The sequence below is a fragment of the Sediminibacterium sp. genome (assembly GCF_051860225.1).
Lineage (GTDB): Bacteria > Bacteroidota > Bacteroidia > Chitinophagales > Chitinophagaceae > Sediminibacterium.
The window spans coordinates 886090-898446 of sequence record NZ_JBHYEI010000001.1; the positions used below are offsets into that span (position 1 = coordinate 886090).

The 12357-nt window shown below is 35.8% G+C and carries 11 protein-coding genes; 10 read left to right on the top strand and 1 reads right to left on the bottom strand.

Annotated elements, in window-relative coordinates:
* Window positions 1-19: 19 nt before the first annotated feature.
* The 10 genes from ACTIEI_RS03720 (at window position 20) to ACTIEI_RS03765 (ending at window position 11587) form a co-directional block, all read left to right on the top strand.
* Complete coding sequence (locus ACTIEI_RS03720; protein ID WP_439504937.1) at window positions 20-748, top strand: LytR/AlgR family response regulator transcription factor; 729 nt, start codon at window positions 20-22, stop codon at window positions 746-748.
* 113 nt (window positions 749-861) lie between these two features.
* The gene (locus ACTIEI_RS03725; protein ID WP_439504938.1) at window positions 862-2394 is read left to right on the top strand and encodes a sodium:solute symporter family transporter; all 1533 of its coding nucleotides are present in this window, start codon (window positions 862-864) and stop codon (window positions 2392-2394) included.
* Entirely contained in the window at window positions 2391-3308 is a 918-nt protein-coding gene (locus ACTIEI_RS03730; RefSeq protein ID WP_439504939.1) for an alpha/beta fold hydrolase, read from the top strand. Before ACTIEI_RS03725 ends, ACTIEI_RS03730 begins: the two co-directional genes overlap by 4 nt.
* 21 nt (window positions 3309-3329) lie before the next feature.
* Window positions 3330-5870 (top strand): TonB-dependent receptor, encoded by a 2541-nt coding sequence (locus ACTIEI_RS03735; RefSeq protein ID WP_439504940.1) that lies wholly within the window; start codon window positions 3330-3332, stop codon window positions 5868-5870.
* Between the two features lie 70 nt (window positions 5871-5940).
* A complete protein-coding gene (locus tag ACTIEI_RS03740) occupies window positions 5941-7485 on the top strand; it encodes a class I adenylate-forming enzyme family protein (protein ID WP_439504941.1) in 1545 nt (514 codons plus the stop codon).
* The gene (locus tag ACTIEI_RS03745; RefSeq protein ID WP_439504942.1) at window positions 7475-8323 is read left to right on the top strand and encodes an alpha/beta fold hydrolase; all 849 of its coding nucleotides are present in this window, start codon (window positions 7475-7477) and stop codon (window positions 8321-8323) included. Before ACTIEI_RS03740 ends, ACTIEI_RS03745 begins: the two co-directional genes overlap by 11 nt.
* Window positions 8324-8329: 6 nt before the next feature.
* Complete coding sequence (locus ACTIEI_RS03750) at window positions 8330-9121, top strand: SDR family NAD(P)-dependent oxidoreductase (RefSeq protein ID WP_439504943.1); 792 nt, start codon at window positions 8330-8332, stop codon at window positions 9119-9121.
* A 17-nt stretch (window positions 9122-9138) separates the two neighbouring features.
* Window positions 9139-9561: a hypothetical protein gene (locus ACTIEI_RS03755; RefSeq protein ID WP_439504944.1), complete on the top strand. Its 423-nt coding sequence runs from the start codon at window positions 9139-9141 to the stop codon at window positions 9559-9561.
* A gap of 71 nt (window positions 9562-9632) precedes the next feature.
* Complete coding sequence (locus ACTIEI_RS03760; protein WP_439504945.1) at window positions 9633-10211, top strand: PhnA domain-containing protein; 579 nt, start codon at window positions 9633-9635, stop codon at window positions 10209-10211.
* 14 nt (window positions 10212-10225) lie between these two features.
* Window positions 10226-11587 (top strand): aldehyde dehydrogenase family protein, encoded by a 1362-nt coding sequence (locus tag ACTIEI_RS03765; RefSeq protein ID WP_439504946.1) that lies wholly within the window; start codon window positions 10226-10228, stop codon window positions 11585-11587.
* Here ACTIEI_RS03765 and ACTIEI_RS03770 read toward each other — a convergent pair.
* Window positions 11577-12353 (bottom strand): SDR family oxidoreductase, encoded by a 777-nt coding sequence (locus tag ACTIEI_RS03770; protein WP_439504947.1) that lies wholly within the window; start codon window positions 12351-12353, stop codon window positions 11577-11579. The genes ACTIEI_RS03765 and ACTIEI_RS03770 overlap by 11 nt on opposite strands.
* Between the last annotated feature and the right edge of the window lie 4 nt (window positions 12354-12357).

Sequence of the window (12357 nt, forward strand, 5' to 3'; positions counted from 1 at the left end):
TTTGCCCTAAATTTAACGAATGAGCGGTATTAAAATTTTATTAGTTGAAGATGATTGGATAATTGCCAAAGAGATTTCTCTTTCTTTAAATGATCTTGGTTTTGAAGTGCTAGCGCATGTAGAGTCTGGAGAAGATGCTTTAAAAAAAATACCTGAACTAAAACCAGACCTTGTTTTATTAGACATTGGGTTAAGTGGAGAAATGTCGGGGATTGAGACAGCACAGCTTATTAAAAAAGACTTTCAGATACCTTTTATATTTTTAACGGCTTTAGCAGACAGCTCTACAATTGAAAAAGCTAAGTTAACTGAGCCTTATGCTTATTTAGTAAAACCGGTCAAAATTGAAACCCTTTATTCTACTATTGAAATTACGTTATACAATGCTGCACAACGTAAAGAAGTGACTCCTATATTAAAAGAGGGGCTCACAATTGACGATTCTATTTTTGTTAAAACCAAGGGTAGACTTGAAAAACTTCAATTGAATCAAGTATTGTGGGTTGAAGCTTCTGATATATATGCGTTGGTTTGCACTGCTGCTGGAAAATATTTATTAAATACCAGCCTTGCTGCAGTTGAAGAAAAATTTCCTTCTTCTCACTTTTTAAGAGTGCATCGTTCATATATTGTAAATGTTGATAAGATTGAAGCCATCGAAAAAGATGAATTGTTTATTAACCAGCAACGTATTCCTATTGGAAAAACCTATAAGGATAAGCTAATGAGTAAATTATCTTTTCTCTAAAAAACACTTTGACCATTCTTTTTTTGCAGTTCGCCTTGTTTTTTTAGTCGTTGGCAAGGTTTTATAAATCGGAATTAGTTACAATGATAATTTCATAGTAACGATTTGCCATTATGAACCAACTTGCTTCGCCCGGTATGGTTACTGCCATCTGGATTGCCCTCATTCTTTACATGTGTACCATTGTTTTCTTTGTGGTACGCGGTGCTATGAAAACACATAGCATGAATGATTTTGCCTTAGGAAGCATGCAGTTTAATCCTTCATTCTTAGGTCTTTCTTTAGCTGCTTCTATGAGTAGTGCAGCCACTTTCATTATTAATCCTGGATTTGTAGCTTACTATGGGGTGAGTGGAGTATTAAGCATGGCTGTTTTTTTACCCATTGGCACATTGGTTTCTTTGGCTATTCTTTCTAAACGGTTTCGCAAATATGGTCAAACGGTAAATGCCAAAACTATTGCACAGTGGATGGGCATAAGGTACCAGAGTAAGGGATTCGCCTTATTTTTTGGCTTCCTTTCTTTATTGATGATGGCATTTATTGTAATGATTTGTGTTGGTTTAACCCAAGTAGTCTCAAGGTCACTTAATTTAGAAGTATTACCTACTTTAATTGGAGTTATTACTTTCACATTCACTTATATGATGTTTGGAGGTGCCAATAGTATGGTTTATACCAATACTGTTCAAGCGTTTTTGAAAATAATTGTGACGGTTATTTTACTTGGTTCTGGCTATGATTATTTTGCTGAAGGTGTATATGGATTTTTAAATAAGTTATCGGCTATTGATCCTCAATTAGCTAGTCCGTTTAATGCATCAAGTCCTTTGTTCAGGGATTTCTTTGAGGTAGCTATTTGTCAATTAATTGTTGGTACAGCAGTTGTATGTCAACCCCATATTTTAACAAGGTCTCTCCTCTTAAAAAATGATAAGGACATGAATCGTTTTTTAACGGTAGCTATTATTGCATTGGCTTTGTTCTTTTTAGTTGTTTTTGTTGGCTTGTATGCGAGACTGCTATTTCCATCATTAAGCTTGAATGGTAAGTCTATTCCGCTAGATGGAGTGATGAGTCAGTTTGTTGTGAGTCGTTTTCCTGTTTATATCGCAATTGTATTAGTGTTAGGCTTGATTTCTGCTGGAATGGCAACTTTAGAAGGATTGATTCAAAGTTTAAGTACCACTTTCACCTCTGATATTATTAAACCACTTACGGGTAATAGCATTATAAAAAATCCCAATCTTGCTGGTGGCTTAGTATCAGAGTTGGTAATGAATAGAGTGGTTATTGTTTTAATGGGAGTTGTTGCCACTTATATTTCTTATAATCAATTAATGGCACCCGATTTAAGTGTGGGGATATTTGCACAAAACGGTGTCTACGCTTATTTCTGCGGTGCTTTTGTTCCTGTTTTATTTGGAATATTTACCAAAGACTGTCCTAAAATAGCAGCTGTTGGAGCTAGTGTAACTGCGGTTATTGTGCACTTCTCTGTTTATTATGGGCGCCTAACTCCTTATATGCAAAATGGAACCAGAAATCCCGGAGTGGCTTCTTCCATAGCAATTGTTTGCTCTTTGGTGATAGGACTTATTTTATATTACGCCTTTAGAAATAAAACCAATATTCAAAAGGCATGAAAAAATTAGCAATCATATTCATTTTTCTGTTTAGCATCGGGCATTTGTATTGCCAGTGTTTACCTAATTATGGTATTGCAACTAAACAACTTAAGATTGACTCAGTCAATATAAATTATGTAGACCAGGGTGTAGGCAACACAATTTTGATGATACATGGTTTAGGTGGCAATGCTTCGCATTGGAACAAAATGATTGAAACACTTTCTATTAAGAATAGGTGTATTGCGATTGACTTGCCTGGATATGGTGGAAGTTCTTCTGTTAATATAATAGATGCTAATAAAGTATTAGATTTTTATGCAAATATTATTACACAATTCATTCAATCGATGCAGTTAAAAAATCTAACTGTAATGGGTCATTCAATGGGTGGGCAAGTAGCAATGATTTTGGCTTTACAAGAACCTAGTTTAATTACCCAATTGATTTTAGTTGCACCTGCTGGTTTAGAAACATTTACTGAAAATGAAGCGTCCTTATTAATTAAATATGCAACTCCTGCATTCTATGAATCGCAAGATAGTGCTACTATATTTCGAAATTATAGGGCAAACTTTTTTAAGTCTAATCAAGAAACAGATAGATTAATACTTGAAAGAATCAATTTAACCTATTGCCCAAATTTTAAAAATTATTGTGCTCAAATAGTGTTGGGTGTGAAAGGTATGTTAGGACATCCTGTAAAATCGCAACTAAATTTAATTAGGCAAAAGACATTGATTGTGTTTGGAGAAAATGATGCATTGATTCCTAATAAATTGTTGCATCCAACTTTAAGTGTTCAGGATATAGTAGATATAGGCAAACAAATTCCATCCGCCAAATTAGCCATTATTCCAAATGCAGGTCACTTATTACAATTAGATCAACCTGCTGCATTAATTAAAATTGTTCAAAACTTTTTACCATAAAAACCAATAAAACAAACCAAGATGAAAAAACTGTTTGTAATAATCGTACTTGCGCTGGTTCAGTTAACTGCAATGGCCCAAGGAACCAAAACAACTGGTCGAATTACTGATGCGGCAACAGGTATGCCATTAGAAGGTGCTAGTGTTACCATTAAGTCTACTGGTATGGGTACTTCTACTGATGTTAATGGAAAATTCTCCTTACTGTCTGCTAAAACAGGTAAAATCACTTTGCGTATTTCTTATGTAGGCTATGCAGATATCGAAAAAACAGTTGAAGCTGGTGCTGCGATAGAAGTTACTCTTAAAGAAGAGCAAGGCCGAGGAAATGATGTGGTGGTGAGTGCATCTAAGCGACCTGAAAAAATTACTAGAGCTCCTGCTACTATTAGTGTAATTAGCGCAAAAGATTTAGACCAAACTTCTTCATTTAATATTGGTGAGTTGGCTTCTAAAATTCAAGGGGTAGAGTTTGTTAGAACGGGTGTAAACGGAGTTGGTTTTAATGCACGTGGGTTTAACAATGCATTCAATGCTAAAATTCTTCAAATGACTGATGGTAGAAATTCAATGATGGCTGGTGGTAGTGGTTTGCCTTCTGGAATTATGAATACAGTTATTAAGGAAGATGTTGAAAGATTAGAAATTGTATTAGGTCCTAATTCTGCATTATACGGTCCTAATGCACATAATGGTATTGCCAATACAATTACCAAAGATCCGCGTAAACATCAAGGAACCACATTAGTTATTGGTGCAGGTAACCGAGATGTTTTCTCTGGAAGATTTAGAACTGCCTCTAAAATAAATAATAAATGGGCTTATAAAATTACTGGTGAATATACTACTGGTAGAGATTTTGAATTCAACGATAGTATTTATGCTGGTGGCAGTTTTTATGGTCCTGCAGTAGCTATTCCGGAGCGTATTCCAAATTACAATTTTAAACATGTTCGTGGTGCTGCTGATGTATATTATGCAGTTAATTCAAAATCGGATATCATTGTATCTTATGGTGGTAGTAACAACAATTTTTTAAGTGTAAATAACACCGGACGCAATCAAATTAAAGATTGGAAGTTCTCTTATTTGCAAGTGAAATATGTTAGCCCTCGTTTTTTTGCTCAAGCTTATGAAACTTGGACTAATGTGGGTAACTCTTATGGAATACCTGGCTATACCAGAGATTACTGGAATAGAACCCATAGTACTATTACAGACCCTGCTAATCCATTATTTGCTGCAGTTGGTCAGTTATATCCAGACCAAGCTGAAGCTTTTGCAACTCGATTAGGTAATCGTTTTAAGGAGACTTCTAAAAGATTTAATGCAGAAGCACAATACAATAATAATTTTGAAAAAGCAGGTTTAAGTTTAGTAGTAGGTATGTCTTACCAAAAAGATAAACCCAATACTTATGGTACCAGTTTAATTGATGCAAATCAACTGGTTGAGGTAACTCAATATGGTGGTGCTATTCAATTAGAAAAAACCTTGCCTTCTGATTTTAAATTGGTTGCAGCTGCAAGACTAGATCACCATAGCTTATTTAAGAATATGTTTTCTCCTAAATTAGCTTTAGTTAAAGGTGTTCCTGGCGGTAGTGTACGTTTAACCTATGGAAAAGCCTTTGCTGCACCTATCATTTTATTTCAAAGAGCCAGTGTGTTTGGTCTGGTATTTGGAAATGGTGATGGTATAAGTTATGTTCCAAATGGTGCACCACTAACTACAACTGCTAATACCGTTCCTTTGCAACCAGAGCAAATCAATACTTGGGAATTCGGCTACAAGGGTACTGTTGGTAAAAAATTATATGTAGATATTAATGGTTACTATAGCAACAGTAAAAATTTCTTAAGCCCTGCCATTACTGTTGGTGGAAGAGCTTTAAGTGTAGGTAATATTCCTATTACTACGCCTTTATTATTACCTGGGGCTGTTACTGGTGGTATATTGAATGGTGCTGCTTTCTCTACTTATTTCAATTATGGCGAAGTGGCTTCTTATGGAGTAGACTTAGGATTGAATTATTATTTTAATGATAATGTGAGTTGGGCTGTTAAATATTCATGGTTTGGTAGCGATATCACTAAGAATAATATTAAAAACGATGCCAATAGAGACGGTTATGTTTCTTTAGAAGAAAGAAGTTTAAATGCTCCTGCTAATCGTTTCTCTTCTACCTTAAGTTTCCAAAATATGGCAAAGGGTAAAATGTTCTTGAATATCTCTATGCGTTGGGTTGAATCTTATGATTTATATAGCGGTAACCAAATTGGAACCAAAGTTGGTGCTGGAAGCAGAGGTGTGGTATACGGCGGCATTAATCCCCTCACAAACCTACCTAGAAATTATGTCAAGAATTTTAACTGGGGCGCATTAGGTGGCTTTACTACTTTCGATATCAGTACAGGTGTAAAATTAAATAGTCAGTTATCTATTGGTGCTGGAATCAGCAATGTGTTTAATGTAAAACAATTAGAGTTTGTTGGTTCTCCTTCTATTGGAAGATTATTCTCTTTAGAGTTAAAAGCACATATCCCTAATAGTAAAAAATAGTTCATTGTTAAGTTTAGTTTTCAATTAGTGGCGGCCCTTAGGTCGCCACTTTCCTATTCAAATAAAGGTTATGTATAGCAATCATTTAACCATTCAGCATTGGCTTACTAATCATGCAAAATTTAAGCCCAATAAAACCGCTATAGTTTGCGGCCAGCATCGTTTAAGTTTTACTCAATTAAATGCCAATGTGAATCAATTGATACATGCTTTTAAGCATGTTGGCATTAAAAAAGGAGATAAAATAGCAACCGTTTTGCCCAATTGTTTAGAATTGTGGGAAGTATATTGGGCTTGTGCTAAAATGGGCGCAGTAGCTGTTCCACTAAGTCCTTTATTAAGAGGTCATGGTTTAGCTAATTTGATTATCAATGCGGATACTTCTTTAATTATTATTAATAAAGAAACGCTTCCTTATTTAAATGAAATTCAACCGCTTTTGCATTTGAATAATGAAGCTAAAATTTGGGTAACTAATGCTGAATCATCTACTGGTATTGGTTCCTATCATATGCAGAAAGCTGCATTTGATACAACTGAACCGATCGTTGAAACTTTAGTAGGGGATGATACTTATAATATTATTTACAGCAGTGGTACAACTGGATTACCTAAAGGGATTGTCATTTCTCATGCAGTAAGAGCGCTATATGGTTCTTTGTTTGCAAACTATTATAGAATGACTCCTGAAAGTGTAGTCATGCATTCGGGTTCAATTATTTTTAATGGCTCTTTTTTGACATTGATGCCTGCCATGTTTTTAGGCTGTACGTATATTTTGCAAGACCATTTTGATCCTGAGCAAGTTGTTTCAGCCATTCAACAAGAAAAAGTAACGCATACCATTTTGGTTCCCTCTCAAATTATTGCTTGTTTACAACAACCTGCTTTTGCAAAAGAAAGTCTTCCTTCCATTGAATATATTTTATCTGTTGGTGCGCCACTTTTATTAGAGCATAAGCAGGCTTTGAATAAACAATTGCCTGGAGTTTTTTATGAGCTATACGGTTTAACCGAAGGATTCATGACTATTTTAGATAAATCAGATTCAATGCGCAAAACGGGTTCAGTAGGGTATCCTCCTAGTTTTATGCAAATCAAAATTAAAGACGACCAAGGGAATGATTTACCTGTTGGGTCTACTGGTGAAATTGTTGGAACGGGCCCTCTTTTAATGGATGGTTATTATAAGAATGCCGAACAAACCGCTGCGGCGCTAAAAGATGGTTGGCTATATACAGGTGATTTGGGTTATATAGACGAGGAAGGTTTTTTATATTTAACTGGAAGAAAAAAAGATTTAATTATATCTGGTGGAGTAAACGTATACCCTGCAGATATTGAAGAAGTGATTATTCAACACGAAGCAGTTAGCGATGTTGCTGTTTTTGGTGTGCCACACTCTGAATGGGGAGAAACCCCTGTTGCAGCTGTTGTTCTTAAAGAGCATAAGCGGGCTTCTTCTTCCATTGAAATTCAAAATTGGGTGAATAATCATATTGATGCAAGATTTCAGAAACTTAGTGAAATCATGATAGTTGCAGAATTGCCTAGAAATATTGCTGGTAAGGTATTAAAGCATGAACTGAAAAAAAGCTATGAAAATGCAAAGTAAGTTTGTACAAACCAATGGCATTCAGCTGCATTTACTGGATAGTGCTGATGATTGTGTTAACCAGTTAGAGCCAATTTTATTCATTCATGGACTTACGGCTAATGCGCATGCTTTTGATGCAGTTATTCAAAGTGGTTTAGCTGGAAAATGTAGAATTATTTCGGTTGATCTTAGGGGCCGTGGATTCAGTGATCAACCAATTACTGGATATACCATGCTTGATCATGCAAAAGATATTATTGGTTTGCTCAATGAATTAGCGATCTCATCTATTCATATTGTTGGGCATTCTTTTGGTGGCTTTTTAGGATTGTATTTAGCTATTTACTATCCTGACATGGTAAAAAAATTAGTGCTACTTGATGCTGCAGTTAATATGCATCCCAATACCAAAGAAATGCTAGGTCCTGCTTTGGGTAGGCTTGGTAAAACCTTTGATAGTTTTAATGACTATATTAATAAAGTTAAACAAGCTCCTTATCTTTCCTTTTGGGATGAAGCAATGTTATCATATTATAAAGCCGATGTTTTTCATAATGCTGATGGAACAGTTACTCCTAGGAGCAAGCCAGAACATATGATGGAAGCGGTTTTGAAAGGAAGCTTAGGCTTGCCTTGGGGAGAAATCATTGGTTTGTGTAAACATGAAACCATTTTAATTAATGCGCCTGGTATATATAATTTAGGTGCTGCTTTATTACCTGAAGAGTTAGCTAAAGAAACGGTGAGTCTATTGCCCAATGCACAATATCATCAGGTAGCTGGCAATCATCAAACTATGTTATACGGGGAAGGGGCTAAACAAATAGCGGTTTTGATCCAATCATTTATAAAATAATTTAATATGCAAATTAAAAATAGTGTTGTAGTTATTACGGGTGCTGCTAGTGGGCTTGGGGAAGAAGCTGCTCGTTCATTGAGTTCTTTAGGTGCAAGCGTAGTTTTAGCTGATATGAATGAAGAAAAGTTACAGTTAATCACTAAAGATTTAATTGCCGTTGGATTAAATGCAAAATATAAAGTTACTGATGTTACTGATGAAATTTCGGTTAGTGCTTTAATGAATTTTGCTATGAATGAGTTTGGTGCAATCAATATTGTATTGGCTTGTGCAGGCATTATTAGAGACAGCTATATGATTACCCCGGATCGTGAAACAGGGAAAGTTAAAAAATTCATGAGTACTGAGCAGTTCAAACAAGTGATTGATGTGAATTTGACAGGAGTATTTATAACGCTAAGAGAAGCAGCTATTAAAATGGTTGACAATCAATGTAAGGGAGTATTGATTCCTATTTCTTCTATCAATAAAGTAGGCGAATTAGGACAACTCAATTATGCTTCTACTAAAGCTGCCATTGCGCTTTGGCCCAAAATTTTAGCTGGCGAATTTCATGCTCGTAATATCAATCATATCCGAGTTGCCGCCATTGCACCTGGTTATGTGGCGACTCCTATGTTAACTTCTATTAATCCTGATATTTTACAAAAAATTGTGGCCGATATTCCTTTAGGTAGATTGGTAAATCCTGAAGAGATTATGCAAACCATTCGTTTTATTATTGAAAACGAAGCTGTACATGGTACTACATTAGAAGTTAGTGGTGGAATTATTGGAAAGGGCTTAGCAAAGTGATTTTGTATCTTTGACCCATGCCTAAAGGGAAATTAGATATTATAGATAGGGTGCTTGAGATTTGTTATAAGCATAATCCTGATGCGCTATTTGTAATGAGTTTAATGCACCAATACGAAGAGAGGGGTAGTTTAAGCAAAAAACAGTTACAAGGTTTATTGGCTAAAGCGAGTAAAGTACCTGACATGCCTGCAAATTTATTGGCAACATTGGAAGCCACTATCAATAGAATGCATACCAGAGAAAAAGCACCTGCAACTGTTGGTAAGCCAATATTTGAAAAAGATTTACCATTGGGTGAAAAAATGGAAGCCATCTTGGCCAAGTATCCTCATCATAAAAGGGTCATATTTTTATTTGATAAATACAATCGAAAAGAACATTTAACGCCCATTGAAAAGGATGAAGTAATCAAATTCCATAAGCTATTGATAAAATAGCATATGATTTTTATCATATTGGTTAACTACTAAAAAGTATACCTTGGGCGTTTTAGCATAAAACATTTTTTATGAAGTTAGAACAGATCCTTGTCCAACGAAGCCAAAACCAATGCGAGCTTTGTGCTGCCACAACCCCATTGTCTTTATATGAAGTTCCTCCTGTAGACAGAACTACTGAGGATAATTGTATTATGATTTGCAGTAAATGCTTACAACAAATAGAAAAGAAAGAAGCACTTGATAGTAAACATTGGAACTGTTTAAGCACGGCTATGTGGAGTGAAGTGTCAGGTATTCAAGTTGTTTCATGGAGAATGTTGAATAGATTAAGTAATGAATCTTGGGCCGCAGATTTATTAGATATGCTTTATTTGGATGAGGATAAATTGGCCTGGGCTAAAGCCACTGGTGATCATGATAATGATGGCACGGTAGACTTACATTTAGATAGTAATGGCCAACAACTATTTGCAGGAGACTCCATTGTTTTAACCAAGTCTTTAGACGTTAAAGGCACTAGTTTAAATGCTAAAATGGGCACGGTAGTCAAAAATATTCGTTTAGTGCCGGATAATACCGAACAAATTGAAGGAAAAATTGAGGGACAAATGATTGTTATTCTCACAAAATATGTTCGCAAAGCATAACTTTATATGCGAATATGCGAGTTAGAAATCCTAGAACTGGAGCGTACGATTATGAATTTCCGGATTGTACTACAGCGCAATTAATTAAATGTTGCAAGAAATTACGAAATGGTCAAGATGCCTGGCTGCGAATGGGTATCAGTAACCGAATTGCCGTATTACAAGAGTGGAAGCAATTAATTATTGCTAATAAAGAATTACTAGTTGGTGCGCTTTCAACAGATACTGGCAGAAAATGGGAAACGACTGCTGAAGTGGATTGGGTAATTGACGCTATTGATAAGTGGTGTGTTACTGCTAAAGATTTTTATCAAGACTATGCCAATTGGATTCCCTATCAACTAGTGACAGTAATTAGTCCATGGAATTTTCCTTTGGCTTTATCTATGATGGATACAATTCCTGCTTTACTTTCTGGAGCTGCTGTTTTAGTAAAGCCTAGTGAAATAACCCCTCGTTTCATTGAAGTAATAAATAAAACTATTCTGTCGGTTCCTGGCTTACCTCAGGTACTTTTATTTACTCCAGGGGATGCTGCTATTGGCGCTTTAATGGTAGATCAAGCAGACTTGGTTTGTTTTACGGGTTCGGTAAATACTGCCAAGAAAATTGCGTTTGCCGCTAGTAAAAAACTGACACCTGTATTAATGGAAGTTGGCGCAAAAGATCCTGCTATTGTGTTAGCTGGGGCAGATTTGGAAATGGCTGCAAATGCAATTGTGAAAGGCAGCACTACCAATGCAGGCCAGAATTGTTTAAGCTTCGAAAGAATTTATGTGCATGAATCTATTCATGATCAATTGATAGATCATTTAGTTGAAAAAACAAAAGCATTAAGTTTAACTGTAGACAATCAGACTGACGGAAAAATTGGTCCTATCATTTTTGAAAAACAAGTCCTTACGATCAATACCCATTTAGAAGATGCAAAAGCATTAGGTGCTATTATTTTAACTGGGAGTGACCGTTGTGAAGAGATTCATGGGGGATTTTATTGCAGACCAACGATTGTGGTAAATATTACCCATAATATGTTATTAATGAAAGAGGAAACATTTGGTCCTATCATGCCCATCATGTCTTTTAGTACTACAGAAGAATTAATTGAATTAGCCAACGCAACACAATATTCTTTAGGGGCTGCAGTTTTTGCTGCAACAGATGAGGAAGCATTGGATATTGCTACTAGAATAAATGCCGCCTCTGTAAGTATTAATGAAGCAGCATTAACCGCGATCTTACATTATGGAGACAATCTTAGTTTTAATATGAGTGGGGTTGGGGGTCTCCGAATTGGCAAAGAGAATTTTAGTAGATTTTTGAAAAAGCAAACCATTCATTTGTTAAAGAAATCTAATGCTATAGTTAACCCATAATCCCTTTAACTGCACCACCATCTATTGTAATGGTTTGACCTGTTATAAACTTACTTTGCGGGCTCAATAACCAAAGGGCCAATCCAGCAAAGTCTGCTGCTTCCCCTAGTTTGCCTACTGGAATTTGCTGAATACCCAATTCTTTTACATGATCAAATGGTAATCCAGTTTGTTCTGCTTTTTTAGTGTAGAGTCGGTTGATTGCGGGAGTGTTATGTGAACCTGGTCCTAATACATTTAGCGTAACACCCGTTGTAGCTATTTCTTGTGAAAGTGTTTTAACCATACCTACAACCGCTAATCTTAATGAGGTACTCAAAACTAAATTTTCTACAGGTTGTTTTACAGCAACGCTTTCTATGTAAACTATTCTGCCATATCCGGCACTCACCATTTTAGGAACGATTGCTTGAGTTAGTGCCACTTTCCATCTTAAAATTGTATGGTAAGCTTTATCCCAATCTTCTAATGTGGTTTCTAATACCATTTTTGCTGGAGGCCCTCCAGCATTAACAACCATACCATGTATTGGCTGATCTTTAATTAAATCTAGCAACCTAGATAACGTATCTTCTTCCGCTAAGTCGCCTGCTAAAATTTTAATTTGGTTAGGAGCAGACAATTGAAGTTCTTCCAATTTATCCATTCCTCTTGCAATTGCGATAACCGATGCGCCTTCATTTACTAAAGCCTGCGTAATTGCTTTTCCAAATCCTGAAGTTGCTCCGCCAACTATGAAAAGTTGATCTTCTATGCTTAGATTCATTAAA

What these genes read in the sequence shown, in the direction of transcription:
- ACTIEI_RS03720 (WP_439504937.1), top strand. Translation starts at nt 20, where the DNA reads ATGAGCGGTATTAAAATTTTATTAGTTGAAGATGATTGGATAATTGCC.
- ACTIEI_RS03725 (WP_439504938.1), top strand. Translation starts at nt 862, where the DNA reads ATGAACCAACTTGCTTCGCCCGGTATGGTTACTGCCATCTGGATTGCC.
- ACTIEI_RS03730 (WP_439504939.1), top strand. Translation starts at nt 2,391, where the DNA reads ATGAAAAAATTAGCAATCATATTCATTTTTCTGTTTAGCATCGGGCAT.
- ACTIEI_RS03735 (WP_439504940.1), top strand. Translation starts at nt 3,330, where the DNA reads ATGAAAAAACTGTTTGTAATAATCGTACTTGCGCTGGTTCAGTTAACT.
- ACTIEI_RS03740 (WP_439504941.1), top strand. Translation starts at nt 5,941, where the DNA reads ATGTATAGCAATCATTTAACCATTCAGCATTGGCTTACTAATCATGCA.
- ACTIEI_RS03745 (WP_439504942.1), top strand. Translation starts at nt 7,475, where the DNA reads ATGCAAAGTAAGTTTGTACAAACCAATGGCATTCAGCTGCATTTACTG.
- ACTIEI_RS03750 (WP_439504943.1), top strand. Translation starts at nt 8,330, where the DNA reads ATGCAAATTAAAAATAGTGTTGTAGTTATTACGGGTGCTGCTAGTGGG.
- ACTIEI_RS03755 (WP_439504944.1), top strand. Translation starts at nt 9,139, where the DNA reads ATGCCTAAAGGGAAATTAGATATTATAGATAGGGTGCTTGAGATTTGT.
- ACTIEI_RS03760 (WP_439504945.1), top strand. Translation starts at nt 9,633, where the DNA reads ATGAAGTTAGAACAGATCCTTGTCCAACGAAGCCAAAACCAATGCGAG.
- ACTIEI_RS03765 (WP_439504946.1), top strand. Translation starts at nt 10,226, where the DNA reads ATGCGAGTTAGAAATCCTAGAACTGGAGCGTACGATTATGAATTTCCG.
- ACTIEI_RS03770 (WP_439504947.1), bottom strand. Translation starts at nt 12,353, where the DNA reads ATGAATCTAAGCATAGAAGATCAACTTTTCATAGTTGGCGGAGCAACT.